Origin of the sequence: Micromonospora antibiotica, assembly GCF_017599305.1 — a bacterium.
Taxonomy (GTDB): domain Bacteria; phylum Actinomycetota; class Actinomycetes; order Mycobacteriales; family Micromonosporaceae; genus Micromonospora; species Micromonospora antibiotica.
Map to the genome: position 1 here is coordinate 102,540 of NZ_JAGFWR010000015.1, position 25,953 is coordinate 128,492.

Consider the following 25,953-nt stretch of genomic DNA (forward strand, 5'->3'; position numbering starts at 1 on the left):
TGGGGCGTCCTTGTCGTCGGGGCCGACCGGCGCGGGCACGGTCGGCGGGGGAGCCGGGCGGGCAGGTCACCGGGGGAGCTTGGCCAGAGCCTGCTCGATGCGGACCAGCGCGTCGGCGACGTGCGGCACCGTCAGCGGGTCGGCGGCGGTCTGGGTCTGCCGCTGCTGCTCCGGGGTGTCGCCGTAGAGCATGCTGGTGGCGGCCCGGAACCGCAGCGCCTCCGGCCGGTCGCCGAAGTGGTGGCCGGACAGCACCGCCACGCCCAGCTCCTCCAGCAGGTGACGCTGCAACCCGGCGCCGTCGGTGATGCCCTGCTCGGCCAGCGGCTCCCGCAGCGGCGCGAAATCCGGGTAGACGTAGAACGCGCCGGTCGGCGGCCGGCAGGTGGCGCCCGCCTCCACCATGATCCGGTGCACCGCCCCGGCCACCGCGCCGTGCAGCGCGGCGTCCTCGGTGAGCCGCTCGCGGATCTCCGGCGGCTCGGCGAAGGCGTACCGGGTCACCGACTGCATCGGCCCGGCGAGGGTGGACCAGATCTCGCTGGCCACCGCCGCCACGTCGGCGCGGATCCGCTCACCCCACCCGCCGGCCGGGAACCGGGCCGCGCCGATCCGCCAACCGCCGAGCGCCAGGTTCTTGCTCAGCCCGGTGAGCACCACGGTCCGCCTCGGGGCGACCTCGGCGGGGGAGAGCAGGTCCGTGCCCGGGGTGTGCAGGATGTCCCGGTAGATCTCGTCCGAGACGATCAGCAGGTCCTCCTCCTCGGCGATCGCGCACAACTCCCGGACCAGGTCGTCCGGGGCGTGTGTGCCGGTCGGGTTGTCCGGCGAGGTGAGCACCAGGATGCGCGGGTCGTGGCCGAGCACCCGGGCGGCGTGGATCGTCTCCCGCAGCGCCGTCGGGTCGGGCACCCCGCCGCACGACTCCGGGATCGGCACCCCCAGCACGGTCTTGCCGGCCAACCGGGCCTGCGGGGCGTAGGTGACCCAGCTCGGCGCGGCGACGATGGTGTCCCCGCCGACGACCAGTTGCAGGGCCATCAGCAGCGGCTTGCTGCCCGGCGCGATAATCACCTGGTCCGCCTCGGTGGGCAGCCGGCGACGGGAGAAGTACCCGGCCACCGCGTCCCGGGTGTCCGGGTCACCCACCACCGGCCCGTACGCATTGCGGTCGGCGCCGTCGGTCAGCGCCCGCCGCAGTGGCGCGAACACCGGCAGCCGGGACTCGCCGAAGCCCAGGTGCACGATGGACTCGCCTGCGGCGATGCGCTGCGCGACCAACTGGTCGAGTGCGAGGTTGGGCGAGATCTTCCGGCCGGCCATCGCCAGCTCCCTTCGGGTCGGTGGGTGTTCAGGCGGTGACGGCGGCGCCGGGGCGGGCCGCGCTGGGGCTGACGGCGGCGAGGATGTCCGCCGGGGCAGCCGGGTCGATCTCCAGGTCGCTCAGCCAGGCCGCGTCGGCCGACCAGCGGGCCCGGAACGGCCGGCCGACCAGCCGCCGGTCGCGGGCCTGGATCAACCGGAGCTGGAAGAAGTCGCCGTCCGGGGTCCGTTCGACGCCGTCGACCAGCACCTTGCCGGGGGTGGCCGACATGACCGGCCCGCGCACCGTCCGGGCCAGGCCGGGCAGGTCCTGGTACGCGGTGCGGAAGATGTCGGCGGCCCGGGTCAGCGGCACCTGGAAGTAGTCGCGGGGACCGGTGTCCCGTTCGACGAACATGTAGTAGGGCACCGCGCCGACGGCCAGCTCGGCCCGCCACATCTCGCTCCAGGCGCGGGCGTCGTCGTTGACGTAGCGGATCAGCGGGGCCTGGCAGTAGACCACCGCCCCGGTCGACCGGATCCGGGCGATGGCCCGGGTGGCGACCTCGGTGGCCAACTCCCGGGGGTGGCTGAAGTGCGCCATCACCGCGACGTTGCGACCCGACGCGACGACCTGTTCGAACAGTCGCAGCAGGTCGTCGGCGTCACTGTCGGAGACGAACCGGTACGGCCAGTAGGCGACCGCCTTGGTGCCGAACCGGATGGTGCGCACCGTGTCCACCGCCAGCAGCGGCTCCACGTGGCTGCGCAGCCGCTCCGTCGACATGATCATCGGGTCGCCGCCGGTGACCAGCACGTCGGTCACCGCCGGGTGGCGGTGCAGGTAGCTCACCAACTGCTCCGGGCCGGGCGCGGCGAACCGCAGGTCCGCGTCACCGACGAACTGCGCCCAGCGGAAGCAGTAGGTGCAGTACGCGTGGCAGGTCTGCCCCTGCTGCGGGAAGTACAGCACCGTCTCCCGGTACTTGTGCTGCATGCCCGGCAACTCCTGACCGTCCAGGCTGGGCACGTTGTGCTGCTGCTGCCCGGACGGGTGCGGGTTGAGCCCAGCCCGGATCCGGGCCACCTCACCGCGCAGCCCCTTGCGGTCACCGGCGCGCAGCAGGTCGCCGACGATCCGCTCGTCGGCGGCGGCGAGCATGCCGCGCTGCGGGAACACCAGCCGGAAGATCGGGTCGTCCGGGATGCGGTCCCAGTCGATCAGGTGCGACAGGACGTACTCGTTGACCCGGAAGGGCAGCACCTGGGAAATGGTGCGGACCGCGTGCAGATTGTCGGCCGACAATCCGTACCGGGCGCCCAGCTCATCGATGTGGTGCGGCCCGAAGGAGTGGAACCGCCCCGGATCGGCGGTCGTGGAAACGAGCAGGGACATCAACCATCCTCCATGGGGGGTTGCGCCCACCGACGTGGCGTGACTCAATCACCGGTGCGCGCCCGCGAGAATCGCTCGACGGTCAACAGCGCGTTGCCTCGCCCCCACGCTAGTGGCGGCCCGTCCGCCGGGACCCCTAGCGGAACCCCAGAGCCGCCCCTTAGCGCCGCTGGTAGGGGGAGGCTAGGGGCGTCGCGGGGGTGTAGGTGGATTTCCTTTCCTGATTACGTATCCCTCGCCTGGTCCGGCCGGCGCCCGGCGTGTCGCCCGGATACGCCGTACCGCACCGAGCGGCCGTGCAGACACCGATGCCAGCGCCGGATCACGTGCGCCCGGTGCGACCCGAGGGAGTGCTCCGTGACGATCGATCAGGAGATCCGTAAATATCCGTTCAGCGAGGCGCCCGGGATCGACATCGACCCCGTCTACGGGCTGCTGCGCAGCACCGAGCCGCTGGCCCGGGTGCAACTGCCGTACGGCGAGGTGTCCTGGCTCGCCACCCGGTACGAGGACGTCAAGACCGTGCTGACCGACCCACGGTTCAGCCGGGCCGCGGCGCAGGGCAAGGACCAGCCCCGTACCCGCGAGGAGATGACCTACGAGGGCATCATCGGGCTCGACCCGCCGGACCACACCCGGCTGCGTAAGCTCGCCGGCAAGGCGCTGACCGCGCGCCGGGTCAACGAGATGCGCGAGGGCGCCCAGCGCATCGCCAACGAGTACGTCGACGAGATGATCGCCAAGGGTTCCCCGGGTGACCTGGTCGAGCTGTTCGCCCTGCCGTACCCGATCACCGTCATCTGCGAGCTGCTCGGGGTGCCGTTCGAGGACCGGGCCCAGTTCCGGATCTGGACCGAGGGGCTGACCAGCACCAGCGAGCAGCTGATGGTCTACGCCGAGCAGCTGTTCGGCTACATGGGCAAGCTGGTCGCCCAGCGCCGCGAGCAGCCCACCGACGACCTGCTCGGCGCGCTGGTCAAGGCCCGCGACGAGGGCGACCGGCTGACCGAGCAGGAGCTGCTCTCCATCGCCGGGGTCGGGCTGCTGCTCACCGGCGTCGAGACGGTCTCCACCCACATCCCCAACTTCGTCTACGCGCTGCTCACCAACCCGGAGCTGATGGCGCAGCTGCGCGCCGACCGGAGCCTGGTGCCGGCGGCCGTGGAGGAACTGCTGCGGATGATCCCGCTGAACCCGGCCGCGATGTTCCCCCGCTACGCGGTGGAGGACATCGAGCTGAGCGGGATCACCGTCCGCGCCGGGGAGCCGGTGCTGGTCTCGCTGCCCGGCGCCAACCGGGACCCGGAGATCTTCGACAACCCGGAGACCTTCGACTTCACCCGCGAGCAGAACCCGCACGTCGCGTTCGGCCACGGCCCGCACCACTGCCTCGGCGCGCAGCTCGCCCGGATGGAACTCCAGGTGGCCCTGCACACGGTCCTGGACCGGTTCCCCGAGCTGAGCCTGGCCGACGGCGACGCGGGCGTGTCGTGGAAGTCCGGCCAGCTGGTCCGGGGCCCGAACAAGCTGCTGGTGGCCTGGTGACCACCGTGGACACCCGCTGGACGGTCACCGTCGACCGGGACGCCTGCATCGGTACCGGGGTCTGCGCCGGCGCGGCCCCCCGCCAGATCGAGATCCGGGCCGGCAAGGCGTCCGCCCTGGCCCCGGAGACCGCGCCCGACGAGGCGGTCATCGACGCCGCCGACATGTGCCCGATGTCGGCGATCACCGTGCGCGACGCCGCCTCCGGCGCGCTGCTCGCGCCCGAGGAGTAACCACCGCCCCGACCGGTGAACCCACCGGTCGCCGCGAGGCCGCCGCGACCGGTCCCCCCTACCGGTCGCGGCGGCCTTGCCGTGATCGGGCGCCGCAAGCCGACACACCGAGCCGGGCGTCGAACCCGGAGACCTAGTGGAGCGTGCCATGAGCGAGTCCGTGAACCCCACCGGTGCCGAGCCCGACGCGCTGTCGGCACTGCGGCGACGGCTGGAGGGCCGCACGGCCGAGGAGCAGGGCCGGGCGCTCACCGCCCTGGTCCGGGAGCAGGCCCGTGACGTGCTGCGGACCGTGCTGCCGGACGGCCCGGACGCCGTCGAGCCGGGCCGCCCGTTCCGCGACCTGGGCTTCGACTCGCTCGCCGCGGTGGAGCTGCACCGTCGGCTCACCGTCGCCACCGGCCTGGACCTGCCGGTCACCCTGGTCTTCGACCACCCGACGCCGCAGGCGGTCGGACGGTTGCTGCGTACGCTGCTCGGTGGGGACGCCGCGCCCGCGCCGGTCGCCGCGCCGCTGCGCCGGCCCGCCGACGACGACGAGCCGATCGCCGTGGTCGGCATCGGCTGCCGCTACCCGGGGCACAGCACCTCCGCCGACGACCTGTGGCGGCTGGTCTTCGAGGGCCGGCACGTGATCTCCGACTTCCCGACCGACCGGGGCTGGGACACCGACGGGCTCTACGACCCGGACCCGGGCAAGCCCGGCAAGACCTACGTGCGCCAGGGCGGTTTCCTGGAGGGCGCGGCCGAGTTCGACGCGGACTTCTTCGGCATCAGCCCCCGCGAGGCGATGACGATGGACCCGCAGCAGCGGCTGGTGCTGGAGACCGCCTGGGAGGCGTTGGAGGACGCCGGCATCGATTCGGCGTCGCTGCGCGGCAGCCAGACCGGTGTCTTCATCGGCGCCGAACCGCAGGAGTACGGCCCCCGGCTGCACGAGGCCCCGGAGGGCCTGGACGGCTACCTGCTCACCGGCAACGCGCCGAGCGTGGTGTCCGGCCGGCTCGCCTACACGTTCGGCTTCGAGGGCCCGACGCTGACCGTGGACACCGCCTGCTCGGGTTCGCTGGTCGCCCTGCACCTGGCCTGCCAGGCGGTGCAGCGTGGGGAGTGCACCACCGCGTTGGCCGGTGGCGTCGCGGTGATGGTGCACCCGGGCGCGTTCACCGCGTTCAGCCGGCAGCGTGGCCTCGCCCCGGACGGGCTGTGCAAGCCGTTCGCGGCGGCGGCCGACGGCACCGGCTGGGCCGAGGGCGTCGGCATCCTGGTGCTGGAGCGGCTCTCCGACGCCCGCCGCAACGGCCACCGGGTGCTCGGGGTGATCCGGGGCTCGGCGATCAACCAGGACGGCGCGTCCAACGGGTTGACCGCCCCGAACGGGCCGTCCCAGCAGCGGGTGATCATGTCCGCGCTGGCGTCGGCCGGCCTGGCCCCCGCCGACGTCGACCTGGTCGAGGCGCACGGCACCGGCACCCGGCTCGGCGACCCCATCGAGGCGCAGGCGATCATCGCCACCTACGGCCGGGAACGCCCCGCCGACCGGCCGCTGTGGCTCGGCTCGCTGAAGTCCAACATCGGTCACTCGCAGGCCGCCGCCGGGGTCGCCGGGGTGATCAAGGTGCTGATGGCGATGCGGCACCGGGTGCTGCCGCGTACCCTGCACGTCGACGCGCCCACCCCCAACGTGGACTGGTCCGCCGGCACCGTCGCGCTGCTCACCGAGGCCCGCGAGTGGGACGCCGCGGGCCGGCCGCGCCGCGCCGGGGTCTCCTCGTTCGGGGTCAGCGGCACCAACGCGCACGTCATCGTCGAGGAACCTCCGGCGGTCGACGACGAGACCGTGCCCGCCGTGCCGCAGCTGCCCAGCGAGGTGCTGCCGGTGGTGTTCTCCGCCCGGAGCGGGACGGCGCTGCGCGACCAGGCCGCCGCGCTGCTGGCGGTCGTGGACACCGACGGGGACGCCCCGGAGCTGCTCGACGTCGCCTATTCGCTGGCCACCACCCGGACCGCCCTGGAGCACCGGGCGGTGCTGGTGGCCCGGGACCGGGCGGGTGTCGTCCGGGACCTGGCCGCCCTCGCCGCCGGCGGCAGTGTGCCCGGCGTACCCCTGGGGCAGGCCGACGGCGGTGGACTCGGTTTCCTCTTCACCGGTCAGGGCAGTCAGCGGCTCGGCGCCGGACGGCAGTTGTACCGCAGCTACCCGGTCTACGCCGCCGCGTTCGACGACGCCTGCGGCTGGCTCGACCTGCAACTGGACGTGCCGCTGGCCGACGTGCTGTTCGCCGAGCCCGGCACCGCCGAGGCGGCCCTGCTCGACCAGACCGCCTACACCCAGTGCGCGCTGTTCGCGGTGGAGGTCGCCCAGTTCCGGCTGCTGGAGTCGTGGGGGGTCCGGCCGGACCTGCTCGCCGGGCACTCGATCGGTGAGCTGGCCGCCGCCCACGTCGCCGGGGTGCTCTCCCTGGAGGACGCCGCCCTGCTGGTCGCCGCCCGGGGCCGGCTCATGCAGCAACTCCCCGCCGAGGGCGCGATGATCTCGGTGCAGGCCACCGAGGAGCAGGTCCGTCCGCTGCTGGCCGGCCGCGAGGCGCAGGTGGGCCTGGCCGCGGTGAACGGCCCCACCTCGATGGTGGTCTCCGGCGACGAGGACGCCGTGCTGGAGGTGGTCGCCGCCCTCGCCGCCGCCGGGCACAAGACGAAGCGGCTGAAGGTCAGCCACGCCTTCCACTCGCCGCTGATGACGCCGATGCTCGCCGAGTTCGGCCGGCTGGCGCACGTGCTCACCTACCGCCCGCCGACCATTCCGGTCGTCTCCACGGTCACCGGTCGGCCGGTGCTCGCCGGTGAACTGTGCGACCCCGACTACTGGGTGCGGCACGTGCGCGACAGCGTCCGGTTCGCCGACGCGGTCCGGGCGATGGCCGACGAGGGGGTCACCACCTTCCTCGAACTCGGTCCGGCCGGGGTGCTCTCCGCGATGGGTCCGGCCTGCCTCGACGACGACGCCGATGCGGTCTTCGCCCCGCTGCTGCGCGCCGACCACGACGAGGAGACCGACGTCGTCGCCGCTGTCGCCCGCGCCCACGTGCGGGGGGTGCCGGTGGACTGGACGGGCTTCTTCGCCACGCGCGGGGCCCGCCGGGTGGCGCTGCCCACGTACCCGTTCCAGCGTCGCCGGTTCTGGATGGAATCCGGCGGCGGCAGCGCCGACGCGACCGGCTTCGGTCAGCTCGCCGCCGGGCACCCGCTGGTCAGCGCGGTCGTCGGCCTGGCCGGCGGCGACGGGGTGGTGCTCACCGGGCGGGTGTCGCTGCGCAGCCACCCGTGGCTGGCCGACCACACCATCTCCGGGGTGGCACTGCTGCCCGGCACCGCCTTCGTGGAGCTGGCGATCCGCGCCGGCGACCAGGTCGGCTGCCCCACCGTGGAGGAGCTGACCCTGGAGGCCCCGCTGGCGCTCGACGAGCACGGCGTCGCCCTCCAGGTCGTCGTCGGCGCCGCCGACCCGGCCGGCCGCTGCCCGGTGGCCGTCTACTCGCGGCCCGACGGGTCCGACCCGGACGACCAGCTCTGGACCCGGCACGTCAGCGGTTTCCTCGCCCCGCAGGCCGCCGACGCCGGGCAGCCGCTGACCGAGTGGCCGCCGCGCGACGCCCGCCCGGTCGACCTGACCGGCGGTTACGCCGAGCTGGCCGGCCAGGGCTACGGCTACGGCCCGGTCTTCCAGGGCCTCAAGGCCGTCTGGCGACGCGGCCCCGAGGTGTACGCCGAGGTCGCGCTCCCCGCCGACAGTCGGGCCGACGCGGCCCGGTTCGGCCTGCACCCGGCGGTGCTGGACGCCGCCCTGCACGCCATCGACGCCGCCCGTCGCGGCGAGCCCACCGACGACGAGGTACGCATCCCGTTCGCGTGGAGCGACGTCACCCTGCACGCCGCCGGCGCGGCCGAGGTGCGGGTCCGGATCGCCCCCGCGGCCGGGGACAGCGTGTCGGTGGCCCTCGCCGACCCGACCGGCGCACCGGTCGCCACGGTACGGTCGTTCGTCTCCCGGCCGGTCTCCACCGCCCAGCTCACCGCCGCCCGGGGCGGCTACCACGAGCGGCTGTTCCGCCTGGAGTGGACGAAGCTGGGTCACCGGCCCGCCCCGGCGGGCACCCCCCGCTGGGTGGTGCTCGGCGACGAGCGGATCGGCGCGGCCACCCGGCACGCCGACCCGGCCGCGCTGGGTGCCGCGATCGACGCCGGTGCCACCGCCCCGGAGTTCGCGTTCGTCGGCGTCGGCACCGGTGACGTCCGGGCCGCCACCGCCGGGGCGTTGACGCTGCTGCAGCAGTGGCTGGCCGACGCCCGGCTGGGCGGCACCCGGCTGGTCTTCGTCAGCCGGGTCGACGACCTCGCCACCGAGGCGGTCTGGGGTCTGCTGCGGGCCGCCCAGACGGAGAACCCGGACCGGTTCGTCACCGTCCGGCTCGCCGACGCCCCCACGTCACTGCTGGCCGCCGCCCTGGCCACCGGCGAACCGGAGCTGCGGCTGCGCGACGGGGAGATCAGTGTGCCCCGGCTGGCCCGGGTCGCCACCGCCCCGGCCGGCACCGACGCCGACACCACCACCGGCAGCCGTTGGCCGACCGACGGCACGGTGCTGGTCACCGGTGGCACCGGTGGGCTCGGCGCGCACGTGGCCCGGCACCTGGCCGGCAACCACGGCGTACGCCATCTGCTGTTGACCAGTCGCCGTGGCCCGGCGGCGGCCGGTGTGGCGCAGCTGCGCGCGGAGCTGGAAGCGGCAGGCGCGAGCGTCGAGGTGGCCGCCTGTGACGCGGCCGACGCCGACGCCCTGGCCGCGCTGCTCGCCGCCGTCCCGGCCGACCGGCCGTTGCGGGCGGTGGTGCACGCCGCCGGCATCGTCGACGACGCGACGATCGGCTCGCTCACCCCGCAGCGCCTCGACGCGGTGCTCAAGGCCAAGCTGGACGGCGCGGTCAACCTCGACGCGTTGACCCGCGACGCCGACCTGACCGCGTTCGTGCTCTTCTCCTCCCTGGCCAGCCTGCTCGACTGCGCCGGGCAGGGCAACTACGCCGCCGCGAACGCCACCCTCAACGCGCTGGCCACCTCCCGCCGGGCGCAGGGCCGGCCCGTGGTCGCCCTCACCTGGGGGCTGTGGACCGGTGACAGCGGCATGGGCGGCCAGTTGGACGCCGCCGCGTTGCAGCGCATCGAACGTTCCGGCATGCCCGGCCTCAGCCCGGCCGAGAACCTGGCCCTGCTCGACGCCGCGCTCGGGGTCGACGAACCGGTCCTCGCCCCGATCCGGGTCGACCTGACGGCGCTGCGCAACCGGCCCGACGGGGTGCCGGCGCTGCTGCGCGGCCTGGTGCCGCTGCCGGCCCGCCGGTCCGCGCAGGCGGCCGGCGCGGCGGACGCCGCCCAGGGGCTGGCCCGGCAGTTCGCCGGCCTCACCCCCGCCGAACGGGACCGGGTCACCCTCGACCTGGTCCGCGCGCACGTCGCCGCCGTGCTCGGCCACGACGGCGCGGAGGCGATCGAGCCCCGCCGCGCCTTCAACGAGCTGGGCTTCGACTCGTTGGCCGCGGTGGAGCTGCGTAACCGGCTCAACGCCGCCACCGGGCTGCGACTGCCGGCGACCCTCGTCTTCGACTACCCGACCCCGGTGGCGCTCGCCGAGTTCGTGGTGTCCACCGTGCTCGGCACCGACGTGGACGTGGCGGTGCCCGAGCTGGCGTCGGCCTCGTTCACCCAGGAGCCGATCGCCATCGTGTCGATGAGCTGCCGCTTCCCCGGCGGGGTGGCCACCCCGGAGCAGCTGTGGGAGCTGCTGGAGGGCGGCGTCGACGCGGTCTCCCCGTTCCCCACCGACCGGGGCTGGGACCTGGCCGGCATGTACGACCCGGAGCCCGGCAAGCCCGGCAAGACGTACTCGATGGAGGGTGGTTTCCTCTACGACGCGGCCGACTTCGACGCGGACTTCTTCGGGATCAGCCCGCGTGAGGCGATCGCGATGGACCCGCAGCAGCGGTTGCTGCTGGAAACGTCGTGGGAGGTGTTGGAGCGGGCCGGGATCGACCCGACCTCGCTCAAGGGCAGCCCGACCGGTGTCTTCGCCGGCGTCATGTACCACGACTACGCGCTGCGCCTGCACCAGGTGCCCGACGAGCTGGCCGGCTACCTGGGCAACGGCAGCCTGGCCAGCATCGTCTCCGGCCGGGTCGCCTACACCCTCGGCCTGGAGGGGCCGGCCGTGTCGATCGACACCGCCTGCTCGTCGTCGCTGGTGGCGATCCACCTGGCCGTGCAGGCGCTGCGGGCCGGGGAGTGCTCGCTGGCGTTGGCCGGGGGCGTCACCGTGATGTCCACCCCGGACACGTTCATCGACTTCAGCCGGCAGCGTGGCCTGGCCAAGGACGGCCGGTCCAAGTCGTTCGCGGCCGGGGCCGACGGCACCGGCTGGGGTGAGGGCGCCGGCATGCTGCTGCTGGAACGCCTCTCCGACGCCCGGGCCAACGGCCACCAGGTGCTCGCGGTGATTCGGGGCTCGGCCACCAACCAGGACGGCGCGTCCAACGGGCTGACCGCCCCGAACGGCCCGTCGCAGCAGCGGGTGATCCGGCAGGCCCTGGCCTCCGCCGGTGGCATCCCGGCGACCGAGGTCGACGCGGTCGAGGCGCACGGCACCGGCACCGCCCTCGGTGACCCGATCGAGGCGCAGGCGCTGCTCGCCACGTACGGGCAGGGCCGGCCGGGTGAGCGTCCGCTGTGGCTCGGCTCGATCAAGTCGAACATCGGCCACACCCAGGGCGCGGCCGGTGTCGCCGGTGTGATCAAGATGGTGCTGGCGATGCGCAACGGGGTGCTGCCCCGCACCCTGCACGCCGACGAGCCGTCCCCGCAGATCGACTGGTCGGCCGGCGAGGTGCGGCTGCTCACCGAGGCGCAGCCGTGGCCGGCGCTGGACCGGCCGCGCCGGGCGGGCGTGTCGTCGTTCGGCATCAGCGGCACCAACGCCCACGTCATCGTCGAGGAGGCCCCGCCGGTCGAGCTGGAGGGCGAGATCGTCGCGCCGCCGGCCGTGCTGCCGTGGGTGCTGTCGGCCAAGACCGAGGAGGCGCTGCGCGCCCAGGCCGCCCAGCTGCGGGCCGCCGTCGCCGCCGCCACCACCGACCCGGGTGACCTCGCGTACGCGCTGGCCAAGGGGCGGGCGGCGCTGGACCGGCGGGCCGTCGTCGTCGGTGACGTCAGCGACTTCCTGACCGGCGCGGACGCCCTGGTCGCCGGGGCCGCGGTGCCGACGCCGTTGCAGGGCGGCTCCGGGGTGGTGTTCGTGTTCCCGGGGCAGGGTTCGCAGTGGGTGGGGATGGCGGTGGAGTTGTTGGATTCGTCTCCGGTGTTTGCGGAGCGGGTTGGTGAGTGTGGGGTGGCGTTGTCGGAGTTTGTGGGTTGGCGGTTGGTGGATGTGTTGCGGGGTGTGGAGGGTGCTCCGTCGTTGGATCGGGTTGATGTGGTGCAGCCGGTGTTGTGGGCGGTGATGGTGTCGTTGGCGGGGTTGTGGCGGTCGTTTGGGGTGGTGCCGGATGCGGTGATTGGGCATTCGCAGGGTGAGATTGCGGCGGCGGTGGTGTCGGGTGGTTTGTCGTTGCGGGATGGGGCGTTGGTGGTGGCGTTGCGGAGTTTGGCGATTGCGGAGGTGTTGGCGGGTCGGGGTGCGATGGCCTCCATCGGCCTGCCCGCCGAGCGGGTCCGCGAGCGCCTCGACGTCTACGACGGTCGGGTGTCGATCGCCACGGTCAACGGGGTGTCGTCGGTGGTGGTCTCCGGTGACCCGGACGCCGTCGACGACCTGGTCGCCACGCTGACCGCCGAGGACGTGCGGGCCAAGCGGGTGAACGTGGACTACGCGTCGCACTCGGCGCAGGTGGAGCTGATCGAGCAGCGGCTGCGCGACGACCTCGCCGAGGTGTCGCCCCGGTCGTCGACCGTGCCGTTCTACTCCACGGTGACCGCCGGGGTGCTCGACACCGCCGGGCTGGACGCCGGCTACTGGTACACCAACCTGCGGCAGACCGTCCGGTTCGAGGAGACCACCCGGGTGCTGCTCCGGGCGGGGATGCGGGTGTTCCTGGAGTGCAGTGCGCACCCGGTGCTGACCATGGGGGTGGAGGAGACCGCCGCCGACGCGGGGGTCGAGGTGGCCGCCGTCGGGTCGCTGCGCCGGGGTGAGGGTGGGCTGCACCGCTGGCTCACCTCGCTCGGTGAGGCGTTCGTCCGTGGGGTGCCGGTGGACTGGTCGTCGGCGCTGCCGGCGCGTCCGCGCGTCGAGGTGCCGCTGCCGACGTACCCGTTCCAACGCCGCCGCTACTGGATCGACGCGACCAGCGGTGCGGCCGACGTGGCGTCGGTCGGTCTCGGCTCCGCCGGGCACCCGCTGTGGGGGGCGTCGGTGTCGATGGCCGAGTCGGGTGAGGTGCTGTTCACCGGCCGGATCTCGCTGGACACCCACCCGTGGCTGGCCGACCACGCCGTCAACGGCACCGTCCTGCTGCCCGGGGCGGCCTTCGTCGAGCTGGTGCTGCACGCCGGTGACCACGTCGGCCTCGCCCACCTGGAGGAGCTGACCCTGCACGCCCCGCTGCTGCTCGCCGAGCGCGCGGCCGTGCAGGTGCAGCTGCTGATGACCGCCGCCGACGAGTCCACCCGGCGTACCGTCAGCGTGCACTCCCGGGCCGAGCACGCCGAGGTGGACCTGCCGTGGACCCGGCACGCCACCGGCGTGCTCGCCGACACCCCGGCCGCCGCCGACTTCGACCTGGTGGCGTGGCCGCCGTCGGGTGCGGTGCCGGTGCCGACGGCGGGGTTGTATGACGAGTTGGTGGTGCAGGGGTACGAGTATGGTCCGGTGTTCCAGGGGGTGCAGGCTGCCTGGCGGGTTGGTGAGGTGGTGTTTGCTGAGGTTGCGCTTCCGGAGGAGGCGCATGGGGAGGCGTCGCGGTTCGGGGTGCATCCGGCGTTGTTGGATGCGGCGTTGCAGGTGGTGGGGATCGGTGAGGCGGTGCCGGTGGGTCGTCCGCCGTATCTGCCGTTCGCCTGGACGGATGTGACGCTGCACGCCACGGGTGCCACCGCCCTGCGGGTGCGGGTCACCCCGACCGGCCCGGATGCGGTCACCCTGCACCTGACCGACCCGACCGGTGCGCCGGTCGCCGAGATCGGTTCCCTGGTGTCCCGGCCGGTGCAGCTCACCACCGCCCCCACCGAGGGCAACCTCTACCGGATCGACTGGACCGCCGTGCCGGTGGCCGCCGCTGCGGCACCTTCCTGGGCCCACCTGGAGGACCTCGCCGACGACGTACCGGAGCTGGTGCTCGCCCGACTCACCCACCAGGACGCCGCCCTCGACCCGGCCACCACGGCGGGGCCGGCGGGGGACGTCGAGGTGGCCGGGCGGGCTGCGGTCGGTGCGGCGCTCGCGCTGCTCCAGCGCTGGCTGGCCGACCCCCGGTTGGCCGAGTCCCGGCTGGTGGTGCTCACCGACGGTGCGGCCGACCAGGTCACCGACCTGGCCCACGCCCCGGTCTGGGGCCTGGTGCGGGCCGCGCAGGTGGAGAATCCTGGTCAGTTCGTGCTGGTGGATGCTGACCCGGAGACTCCGGTGGAGGAGATTCTGGCGGCGGTGGGGACCGGTGAGCCGGAGTTGTCGCTGCGGGACGGTCAGGTGCGGGTGCCGCGTCTGGCCCGCGCGACCACCACCGGTGGGTCCTGGCGGGCCGACGGTTCGGTGCTGGTGACCGGTGGCACCGGTGTGCTGGGCGCGCTGGTGGCCCGGCACCTGGTGGAGGTGCACGGGGTGCGGGAGCTGGTGCTGACCTCGCGGCGTGGGTTGACCGCGCCGGGTGCGGCGGAGCTGCGCGACGAGCTGACCGGCCTCGGGGCCACCGTCGAGGTGGTGGCCGCCGACCTGGCCGACCGGGACGCGGTCGCCACCCTGCTGGACGGCATCCCGGCGTTGACCGCCGTCGTGCACACCACCGGCGCGTTGGACGACGGCACCGTCGCCGCGTTCACCGACGCGCAGCTCGACACCGTGTGGCGGGCCAAGGCCACCCCGGCCTGGCACCTGCACGACCTCACCCGGGACCGCGAGCTGTCCGCGTTCGTGCTGTTCTCCTCGGCCGCCGGCGTGGTCGACGGCTCCGGGCAGGGCAACTACGCCGCCGCGAACGTCTTCGTCGACGCCCTGGCCGCGCACCGGCGGGCCCTCGGCCTGCCGGCGGTCTCCCTGGCCTGGGGCTTCTGGGAGGAACGCAGCGGGATGACCGCGCACCTCGGCGACGCCGACGTGGCCCGGATGGCCCGCTCCGGCGTGCTCGGGATCAGCACCGACCAGGGCCTCGCCCTGCTCGACGCGGCGGTCGCCACCGACGAGCCGCTGCTGGTGCCGATCCGGCTGGACACCGCCGCGCTGCGCGCCCAGGGCCAGCAGCTCCCGGCCCTGTTCCGGGGCCTGGTCCGGCTCCCGGCCCGCCGCGCCGCCGGCACCGGCCCGACGCCGGTCGGCGGTTCGGCACTGCACCGGCAACTGCTCGGCCTCGCCGACGCCGACCAGCGGCGACTGCTGCTCGACCTGGTCCGGGGCAACGTCGCCGGGGTGCTCGGCCACGACAGCCCGGCCACCGTCGAGCCGTCCCGGGCGTTCCGGGAACTCGGCTTCGACTCGCTGGCCGCCGTCGAGCTGCGCAACAAGCTCAACACGGCCACCGGGCTGCGGCTGCCGGCGACCCTGGTCTTCGACTACCCCAACCCGACCGCGCTCGCCGACTACCTGCACACCAGGATCCTCGGTGCGGCCACCCCACAGGCCCCGACCGTGGCCACCCCCGTCGCCGACGACGAACCCGTCGCCATCGTGGCGATGAGCTGCCGCTTCCCCGGCGGGGTCCGTACCCCCGAGGACCTGTGGCGACTGCTCGCCGACGGCACCGACGCGATCACCCCGTTCCCCACCGACCGGGGCTGGGACCTCGCCGGCATGTACGACCCGGAGCCCGGCCGGACCGGCAAGACGTACGCCATGGAGGGTGGTTTCCTCTACGACGCGGCCGACTTCGACCCCGACTTCTTCGGGATCAGCCCGCGTGAGGCGGTCGCGATGGACCCGCAGCAGCGGTTGCTGCTGGAAACCTCGTGGGAGGCGCTGGAGCGGGCCGGCATCGACCCGAACTCGCTGCGCGGCAGCCTCACCGGTGTCTTCGCCGGGGTCATGTACCACGACTACGCCAGCCGGCTGCCCGAGGTACCCGAGGAACTCGCCGGTTACCTGGGCAACGGCAGCATGGCAAGCGTCGCGTCCGGCCGCATCGCCTACACCCTCGGCCTGGAGGGGCCGGCGGTCAGCGTCGACACCGCGTGCTCGTCGTCGCTGGTCGCGATCCACCTGGCCGTGCAGGCGCTGCGCTCCGGCGAGTGCACGCTCGCCCTGGCCGGTGGCGTCACCGTCATGTCCACCCCGGACACGTTCATCGAGTTCAGCCTCCAGCGGGGCCTGGCCGCCGACCACCGGTGCAAGTCCTTCGCGGCCGGCGCGGACGGCACGGCGATGTCCGAGGGCGTCGGCATGCTGCTGCTGGAGCGGCTCTCCGACGCCGAACGCCACGGCCACCACGTCCTCGCGGTGGTACGGGGTTCGGCGATCAACCAGGACGGCGCGTCCAACGGCCTGACCGCCCCGAACGGTCCCTCGCAGCAGCGGGTGATCCGGCAGGCCCTGGCGGCGGCCGGTGGCATCCCGGCCACCGAGGTGGACGCCGTCGAGGCGCACGGCACCGGCACCACCCTCGGCGACCCGATCGAGGCGCAGGCGCTGCTGGCCACCTACGGGCAGGAACGGCCCGGGGACCGGCCGCTGTGGCTCGGCTCGGTGAAGTCGAACATCGGCCACACCCAGGGCGCGGCCGGTGTCGCCGGTGTGATCAAGATGGTGCTGGCGATGCGCAACGGGGTGCTGCCCCGCACCCTGCACGTGGACGAGCCCACCCCGCAGGTGGACTGGTCGGCCGGGGCGGTGCGGCTGCTCACCGAGACGCAGCCGTGGCCGGCACTGGAGCGGCCCCGCCGCGCGGGCGTGTCCTCGTTCGGCATCAGCGGCACCAACGCCCACGTCATCCTCGAACAGGCGCCCCCGGCCGACGAACCGCCGGTCGACGCCCCCGAGCCGGAGCTGCTGCCCTGGGTGCTGTCGGCCCGCACCGACCAGGCCCTGCGGGAGCAGGCCGCCCGGGTGGCCGACGTCCTGGGCGACGAGTCCGTCAAGGCCGGTGACCTCGCGTACGCGCTGGCGACCGGGCGGGCGCTACTCGACCGGCGCACGGTGATCGTCGGCGACCGGCGCGACTTCGTCGCCGGGGCGCGGGCGTTCGCCGGCGACGGCACCGCCCCCGGCGTGCTCCAGGGCGGCACGGTCTTCGTGTTCCCGGGGCAGGGTTCGCAGTGGGTGGGGATGGCGGTGGAGTTGTTGGATTCGTCTCCGGTGTTTGCGGAGCGGGTTGGTGAGTGTGGGGTGGCGTTGTCGGAGTTTGTGGGTTGGCGGTTGGTGGATGTGTTGCGGGGTGTGGAGGGTGCTCCGTCGTTGGATCGGGTTGATGTGGTGCAGCCGGTGTTGTGGGCGGTGATGGTGTCGTTGGCGGGGTTGTGGCGGTCGTTTGGGGTGGTGCCGGATGCGGTGATTGGGCATTCGCAGGGTGAGATTGCGGCGGCGGTGGTGTCGGGTGGTTTGTCGTTGCGGGATGGGGCGTTGGTGGTGGCGTTGCGGAGTTTGGCGATTGCGGAGGTGTTGGCGGGTCGGGGTGCGATGGCCTCCATCGGCCTGCCCGAGCGGGCGGCGGCCGAACGGCTGACCGGCTACGCCGGCCGCATCTCGATCGCCACCGTCAACGGCACCTCCTCCGTCGTCGTCTCCGGTGACCCGGACGCCATCGACGACCTGGTCGCCACGCTCAGCGCCGAGGACGTGCGGGCCAAGCGGGTGAACGTGGACTACGCGTCGCACTCGGCCCAGGTGGAGCTGATCGAGCAGCGGCTGCGCACCGACCTCGCCGAGGTCAGCCCGCGTGCCTCCACCATCCCGTTCTACTCGACTGTCACCGGCCGGGTGTTCGACACCACCGGCCTGGACGCCGGCTACTGGTACACCAACCTGCGGCAGACCGTCCGCTTCGAGGAGACCACCCGTGCCCTGCTCGACGCCGGGATGCGGGTGTTCCTGGAGTGCAGCGCGCACCCGGTGCTGACCATGGGGGTGGAGGAGACCGCCGCCGACGCGGGGGTCGAGGTGGCCGCCGTCGGGTCGCTGCGCCGGGGTGAGGGCGGGCTGCACCGCTGGCTCACCTCGCTCGGTGAGGCGTTCGCCCGGGGCGTCACCGTCGACTGGTCGCCGGTGCTGCCGGCGCGGCCCCGGGGCGAGGTGCCGCTGCCGACGTACCCGTTCCAGCGCCGCCGCTACTGGCTCAACGCCACCGGGGGCCGCGCCGACCTCACCTCCGCCGGTCTCGGCTCCGCCGGGCACCCGCTGTGGGGGGCGTCGGTGTCGATGGCCGAGTCGGGTGAGGTGCTGTTCACCGGCCGGATCTCGCTGGACACCCACCCGTGGCTGGCCGACCACGCCGTCAACGGCACCGTCCTGCTGCCCGGTACCGGCTTCGTCGAACTCGTCCTGCACGCCGGGGACGACGTCGGCCTCGGTCACCTCGACGAGTTGACGCTGCACGCCCCGCTGATCCTGCCCGAGCAGGGTGCCGTACAGGTGCAGTTGCTGCTCGCCGCCGCCGACGACACCGGCCGCCGGGCGGTCACCGTGCACTCCCGGCCGGAACACACCGGCAGCTGGGTCCGGCACGCCACCGGCGTGCTCTCCGCCGACGTCACCGACCCCGACTTCGACCTGCGGGTCTGGCCGCCGTCGGGTGCGGTGCCGGTGCCGACGGCGGGGTTGTATGACGAGTTGGTGGTGCAGGGGTACGAGTATGGTCCGGTGTTCCAGGGGGTGCAGGCTGCCTGGCGGGTTGGTGAGGTGGTGTTTGCTGAGGTTGCGCTTCCGGAGGAGGCGCATGGGGAGGCGTCGCGGTTCGGGGTGCATCCGGCGTTGTTGGATGCGGCGTTGCAGGTGGTGGGGATCGGTGAGGCGGTGCCGGTGGGTCGTCCGCCGTATCTGCCGTTCGCCTGGACGGATGTGACGTTGCACGCGACGGGCGCCACCGCCCTGCGGGTGAAGGTCACCGCCAGTGGGCCGGAGTCCGCCACCCTGCACCTGGCCGACCCGGACGGCGAACCGGTCGCCGTGGTCGGCGCGCTGGTGTCCCGCCCGGTCCAGTTGACCACCGCCGCCCCGACCGACGGGGACCTCTACCGCGTCGACTGGGTGAGCGTGCCCACCGGCACCGCGGCCGAGTCGTGGGGCTACCTGGAGGGTCTCGGCCTGGGCGTGCCCGACGTCGTGCTCGCCCCGCTGACCCCGCCCGCCGCCGACCTCGACCCGGCCACCGCCGCCCGGACGGCGGTGGGGGAGACCCTCGCCCTGCTCCAGTCCTGGCTGGCCGACCCGACCCAGGCCGCCGCCCGGCTGGTCGTGATCACCAACGGTGCCGTCGACGGCGGCACCGACCTGGCCCACGCCCCGATCTGGGGCCTGGTCCGGGCCGCGCAGGCGGAGAATCCCGGCCAGTTCGTGCTGGTGGACGCCGATCCGGAGACTCCGGTGGAGGAGATCCTGGCGGCGGTGGGCACCGGTGAGCCGGAGTTGTCGGTGCGCGACGGTCAGGTGCGGGTGCCGCGCCTGGCCCGCGCGACCACCACCGGTGGGTCCTGGCGGGCCGACGGCACTGTGCTGGTCACCGGCGGCACCGGTGTGCTGGGTGCACTCGTCGCCCGGCACCTGGTGGAGGTGCACGGGGTGCGGGAGCTGGTCCTGACCTCGCGGCGCGGGCTGACCGCGCCGGGCGCGGCGGAGCTGCGCGACGAGCTGACCGGCCTCGGGGCCACCGTCGAGGTGGTGGCCGCCGACCTGGCCGACCGGGACGCCGTCGCCACCCTGCTGGACGGCATCCCGGCGCTGACCGCCGTCGTGCACACCACCGGGGTTCTCGACGACGGCCTGCTGACCGCCCTGACCCAGGAACAGCTCGACACCGTGTGGCGGGCCAAGGCCGACCCGGCCTGGCACCTGCACGAGCTGACCCGCGACCGTGAGCTGTCGGCGTTCGTGCTGTTCTCCTCCGCCGCCGGGGTCCTCGACGGGGCGGGGCAGGGCAACTACGCCGCCGCGAACGTCTTCGTTGACGCCCTGGCCGCGCACCGGCGGGCCCTCGGCCTGCCGGCCACGTCGCTGGCCTGGGGGTTCTGGGAGCAGCGCAGTGGGATGACCGCGCACCTCGGCGAGGCCGACGTGGCCCGGATGGCCCGCTCCGGCGTGCTGCCGCTGGACTCCGACCGGGGGCTGGCGCTGCTGGACGCGGCGGTCGCCGCCGACGAGGCGCTGCTGGTGCCGGTCCGGTTGGACACCGCCGCGCTGCGCGCCCAGGGCCAGCAGCTCCCGGCCCTGTTCCGGGGCCTGGTCCGGCTCCCGGCCCGGCGGGCGGCGGGTGGTCCGGCGACCCCGGTCACCGGCTCCGGCCTGCACCGGCAGCTCGTCACCCTCGACGCGGACGACCAGCACCGGGTGCTGCTCGACCTGGTCCGGGCCAACGTCGCGGCCGTCCTCGGCCACGACAGCGGCACCGCCGTCGAGCCGGCCCGGGCGTTCAAGGAACTCGGCTTCGACTCGCTGGCCGCCGTGGAGCTGCGCAACCGGCTCAACACGGCCACCGGGCTGCGGCTGCCGGCGACCCTGGTCTTCGACTACCCGAACCCGACCGCGCTGGCCGGCTACCTGCACGGCACGATCCTCGGTGGACCGGCGCAGGCGCAGCCGACCACGGTGGTCCGGCCGGTGGTCGACGAACCCGTCGCCATCGTCGCGATGAGCTGCCGCTTCCCCGGCGGGGTCCGCACCCCCGAGGACCTGTGGCAGCTGCTGGTCGACGGCGCGGACGCCATCTCGCCGTTCCCCACCGACCGGGGCTGGGACCTCGACCACCTCTACGACCCGGAGCCCGGCAAGCCCGGCCGGACGTCCTCGCTGGAGGGCGGTTTCCTCTACGACGCGGCCGACTTCGACCCGGACTTCTTCGGCATCGGCCCGCGTGAGGCGATCGCGATGGACCCGCAGCAGCGGTTGCTGCTGGAAACCTCGTGGGAGGTGCTGGAGCGGGCCGGGATCGACCCGACCTCGCTCAAGGGCAGCCCGACCGGGGTGTTCACCGGCGTGATGTACCACGACTACGGCAGCCGGCTGTCCGAGGTGCCCGAGGAGTTGGCGGGTTACCTGGGCAACGGCAGCATGGCCAGCGTCGCGTCCGGGCGGATCTCGTACACCCTGGGGTTGGAGGGGCCGGCGGTCAGCGTCGACACTGCCTGCTCGTCGTCGCTGGTGGCGATCCACCTGGCCGTGCAGGCGCTGCGCTCCGGGGAGTGCTCCCTGGCTCTGGCCGGCGGGGTCACGGTGATGTCCAAGCCGGACACCTTCCTGGACTTCAGCCTCCAGCGGGGGCTGGCCTCCGACGGCCGGTGCAAGTCCTTCTCCGCCGACGCCGACGGCACCGGCATGTCCGAGGGTGCGGGCATGCTGCTGCTGGAGCGGCTCTCCGACGCCGAACGGCACGGCCATCACGTCCTCGCGGTCGTGCGCGGTTCGGCGATCAACCAGGACGGCGCGTCCAACGGGCTGACCGCCCCCAACGGTCCCGCCCAGCAACGGGTGATCCGGCAGGCGCTGGCCGCCGCCGACGTCCGCCCCGACCAGGTCGACCTGGTCGAGGCGCACGGCACCGGCACCACCCTCGGTGACCCGATCGAAGCGCAGGCGGTCCTCGCCACCTACGGGCAGGACCGCCCGGACGACCGGCCGCTCTGGCTCGGCTCGATCAAGTCGAACATCGGCCACACCCAGGGCGCGGCCGGCGTCGCCGGTGTGATCAAGATGGTGCTGGCGATGCGCAACGGGCTGCTGCCCCGCACCCTGCACGCCGACCGGCCGTCGCCGCAGGTGGACTGGTCGGCCGGGGCGGTGCGGCTGCTCACCGAGGCGCAGCAGTGGCCGGCCCTGGACCGGCCCCGCCGGGCCGGGGTGTCGTCGTTCGGCATCAGCGGCACCAACGCCCACGTCATCATCGAGCAGGCGCCGGCGGTCGAGGCGACGCCGGCCGACGGGGACGCCCCGGCCACCCCGCCGGTGCTGCCCTGGCTGCTCTCCGCCCGCTCGGCGGAGGCGCTGCGCGCCCAGGCCGGGCTGGTCGCCGACACCGGGGCCACCCTGGACGTGGCGTACTCGCTGGCCACCACCCGGGCGGTGCTGGAGCGTCGGGCCGTGGTGGTCGCCCCCGTCGGGGACGACGCGGTCCGCGCCCTGCGTGCCGCCGCCGAAGGCACCGACCCCGCCGAGTGGGTGCAGGGGACCCCGTCGGCCGGGAAGCTCGCCATGCTCTTCACCGGCCAGGGGGCGCAGCGCCTCGGCATGGGCCGTGAGCTGGCGGCGGCGTACCCCGCCTTCGCGGCGGCGTTCGCCGAGGTGTGTGCCCACCTGGACGCGCAGCTCGACCGGCCGCTGCGGGAGGTGCTCTACACCGAACCCGACGTCGCCGACGCCGCGCTGCTCGACCAGACCGTCTACAGCCAGAGCGCGCTGTTCGCCATCGAGGTGGCGCTCTACCGGCTGCTCGAATCCTGGGGCATCCGACCCGACCTGGTCGCCGGGCACTCGATCGGCGAGATCAGCGCCGCGCACGTCGCCGGGGTGCTGTCGCTGCCCGACGCGGCGGCCCTGGTCACCGCGCGTGGCCGGCTGATGCAGGCGATGCGGGAGGACGGCGCGATGGTCGCCGTCGAGGCGTCCGAGGAGGAGGTACGCCGGGAACTGGCCGGCCGGGAGACCGAAGTGGGCATCGCCGCGGTCAACGGGCCACGCGCGGTGGTGCTCTCCGGTGACCACGACGCCGTCGGTGCGCTCGCCGACGACTGGCGGGCCCGGGGACGCCGGATCAAGCGGCTGCGGGTCAGCCACGCGTTCCACTCCCCGCACATGGAGCCGATGCTGGCCGAGTTCCACCAGGTCGCCGCCGGGTTGACCTTCGCCCCGCCGAGGGTGCCGGTGGTGTCCAACCTGACCGGTCGGCTCGCCGACCCCGACGAGATCACCACCCCCGGCTACTGGGTGCGCCACGTCCGGGAGGCGGTCCGGTTCCACGACGGGATCGCCACCCTGGAAGCGGCCGGCGTCACCACGTTCCTGGAGGTCGGCCCGGACGCGGTGCTCACCGCGATGGGCCGGGACTGCATCTCCGACACCGGCGGCCTCGCCCTGGTGCCGGTGCTGCGCGGCGGCCGGGACGAGGCGGCGAGCCTGCTGACCGCCGTCGCCACCCTGCACACCCGGGGTGTCCCGGTGGACTGGCGGGCCTGGTTCGCGCCCACCGGCGCCCGGGTCACCGACCTGCCGACCTACCCGTTCCAGCGGCGTCGGCTCTGGCTGGACGCCCCGGCGGGCGGCGGTGACGTGCCGGGTCTGGGTCAGCGCCCGGCCGCCCACCCGCTGCTCGGCGCGGTCGTCGGGTTGGCCGGGGCCGACGGCACCGTGCTGACCGGCCGGCTGTCGTTGCGGACCCACCCGTGGCTGGCCGAACACGACCTCGCCGGCACGGTGCTGCTACCCGGGACGGCCTTCGTCGAGCTGGCCGTCCGCGCCGGTGACCAGGTCGGCTGCGCCCTGGTCGAGGAGTTGACGTTGGAGGCTCCGCTGGTCGTACCGCCCCGGGGCGGCGTCGACCTCCAGGTGGTGGTCGGGGCACCGGACGGGACGGGACGCTGCCCGGTCACCGTGCACTCCCGGCCGGAGGACGGTGTCGACGGTTGGACCCGGCACGCCACCGGCGTACTGGCCCCGGCGGCGTCCACCGCGTCGGCCTGGTCGGCGGGCGACGCCTGGCCACCGGTCGGGTCCACCCCGGTCGACCTGACCGGCCGGTACGACCGGCTGGCCGACGCCGGCTACCACTACGGCCCGCTGTTCCAGGGGCTGCGGGCCGCCTGGCGACACGGCGACGAGGTGTACGCCGAGGTGGCGCTCCCCGCGGAGGCGGCCGCCCCGGCGGACCGGTTCGGCCTGCACCCGGCGTTGTTCGACGCGGTGCTGCACACCCTCGACCTGACCGGTGCCGACGAGGACGACGACCGGCTGCGGTTGCCGTTCGCCTGGCGGGGGGTGGCCCTGCACGCCACCGGCGCGACCGCGCTGCGGGTGCGGCTGCGCCCGACCGGCCCGCAGGAGGTCTCCTTCGACCTGGCCGACACCTCCGGGGCGCCGGTCGCCTCGGTGGCCTCGCTGGCGGTCCGGCCGCTCGCCGCCGACCAGCTGGGTGGGGGCCGGGCGGCTCACCGCACGTCGCTCTTCCAGGTCACCTGGGCTGCGGTGCCGACCCCGGCCACCGGCGGCGGCACGACCGTGGTCCTCGGCGACGACGACCTCGGCCTCGGGGTGCCCCGGTACGCCGACCTCGGCACGCTCGCGGCGGAGGTCGCCCGCACCGGTGACGCCCCGGGCACCGTCGCGGTGGCCTGGCGTACCACGTCGGACTCGCCCTCGGCGGCGACCACCGCGGCGCTGGCCCTGGTGCAGGGGTGGCTCGCCGACGAGCGGTTCACCGACACCCGGCTGGCGCTGGTGACGACCCGGGCGGTCGCCACCACCGACGGCGAGGACGTGCCCCGGCCGGTGGACGCCACCGTCTGGGGCCTGGTCCGGGCCGCTCAGGAGGAGAACCCGGGCCGGCTGGTCCTGATCGACGTCGACGACCCGGACCCGACCGGGCTGCGGTCGGCGCTGGCCGTCGACGCCGAACCGCAACTGGCGGTCCGGCGGGGTGGGCTGCTCGCGCCCCGGCTCGCGGCGCTGCCGGTGCCGGACGGTGAGCTGCCGGCCGGCCCGGACCCGACGGGCACGGTGCTGGTCACCGGCGGCACCGGCGGGTTGGGCCGGTTGGTCGCCGAGCACCTGGTTACCCGGCACGGCGTACGGCGGCTGCTGCTGGCCAGTCGACGCGGCCCGGCGGCCCCGGGGGTGGACGACCTGGTCGCGCGCCTGACGGCGGCCGGCGCGGAGGTGACCGTGGCGTCCTGCGACCTGGCCGACCGGGCGGCGGTGGCGGCCCTGCTCGACGGGGTGCCCGCCGGGTATCCGCTGACCGGGGTGGTGCACGCCGCCGGGGTGCTCGACGACGGGTTGCTGCCCACGCTGACGCCCGACCGGGTGGCGGCGGTGCTGGGTGCCAAGGCAGAGTCCGCGCGTCACCTGCACGAACTCACCCTGCACCGGCCGTTGCACTGGTTCGTGCTGTTCTCCTCGGCGGCGGCCACCCTCGGCGGCGCCGGGCAGGCCAGCTACACCGCGGCGAACGCCTACCTGGACGCCCTGGCTCAGCACCGTCGGGCGCACGGCCTGGCCGGCTCCGCCCTGGCCTGGGGCCTGTGGGCGGAGTCGGGCAGCGGGATGACCGGCCACCTCGGCGAGGTCGACCTGCGCCGGATGGCCCGTTCCGGGGTCGCCGCGCTGTCCACCGGGGACGCGTTGGCGTTGTTCGACGCGACCCTGCACCCGGTGCCGGCGTTGGCCCTGCCGGTCCGGCTGGATCTGGCCGCGATCCGGTCCCGGGCCGACGGGGTGCCGCCGCTGCTGCGGGGCCTGGTCCGTACGCCGACCCGCCGGTCGGCCGCCGGCACGCCGGGCCCGGTGGCGGGGGAGCGGCCGCTGGCCGAACGGTTGGCCGGGTTGCCGTCGGACGAGGCCGACCGGGCCGTGACCGAGCTGGTCCGGGCCCGGACGGCCGAGGTGCTGGGCCACGACCGGCCACAGTCGCTGGACGTGGAGCGGGGCTTCCTGGAGCTCGGCTTCGACTCCCTGGCGGCGGTGGAGTTCCGCAACAGCCTCGGTGCGGCGACCGGGCTCCGACTCCCGGCGACGCTCATCTACGACCACCCCAGCCCGGCGGCGGTGGCCCGGTTCGTCCGGTCGGAGTTGGCCGGTGACGTGCCGGCCGCTCCGTCGCTGGAGGCCGAGCTGGCCCGGTGGGAGACGCTGCTGGACGGCACCGTGCCGGACGAGGCGGAGCGGGGCCGGATCACCGTCCGGCTCCAGGCGCTGATGTCCCGGTGGAACGCGGCGTACGGGGGTGCCGCGGTGGAGCCGGCCGCCCGGGACCTGGCGTCGGTCACCGCGGACGAGCTGTTCGACATCCTCGACGACGAGTTGGAGGCGTCGGACTGACCATCCGTCAGGGGACCCGAGGTCCGTCGATGCCCACGGGCGGTCGGCGGACCTCGGGC

The 25,953-nt window shown here is 74.4% G+C and carries 5 protein-coding genes; 3 read left to right on the top strand and 2 right to left on the bottom strand.

All coding sequences use genetic code 11. The features are described 5' to 3' along the window. Positions 1-66 precede the first annotated feature (66 nt). Positions 67-1,323: a pyridoxal phosphate-dependent aminotransferase gene (locus JQN83_RS22530; RefSeq protein WP_208569134.1), complete on the bottom strand. Its 1,257-nt coding sequence runs from the start codon at positions 1,321-1,323 to the stop codon at positions 67-69. Between the two features lie 28 nt (positions 1,324-1,351). Then, positions 1,352-2,698 carry a KamA family radical SAM protein gene (locus JQN83_RS22535; protein ID WP_208569135.1) on the bottom strand — a complete coding sequence of 449 codons (1,347 nt, stop codon included), beginning with the start codon at positions 2,696-2,698 and terminating at the stop codon, positions 1,352-1,354. Between the two features lie 357 nt (positions 2,699-3,055). Here JQN83_RS22535 and JQN83_RS33270 point away from each other — a divergent pair, with 357 nt between their 5' ends. From JQN83_RS33270 to JQN83_RS22550, 3 genes are all read left to right on the top strand, one after another. Next, positions 3,056-4,243, top strand: a complete 1,188-nt coding sequence (locus JQN83_RS33270; protein WP_208569136.1) for a cytochrome P450 — start codon at positions 3,056-3,058, stop codon at positions 4,241-4,243. Then, on the top strand, positions 4,240-4,476 hold the full coding sequence (locus tag JQN83_RS22545; RefSeq protein WP_208569137.1) for a ferredoxin: 237 nt from the start codon (positions 4,240-4,242) through the stop codon (positions 4,474-4,476). Before JQN83_RS33270 ends, JQN83_RS22545 begins: the two co-directional genes overlap by 4 nt. A gap of 148 nt (positions 4,477-4,624) precedes the next feature. After that, positions 4,625-25,894: a type I polyketide synthase gene (locus JQN83_RS22550; RefSeq protein ID WP_208569138.1), complete on the top strand. Its 21,270-nt coding sequence runs from the start codon at positions 4,625-4,627 to the stop codon at positions 25,892-25,894. The last annotated feature ends 59 nt before the right edge of the window (positions 25,895-25,953 follow it).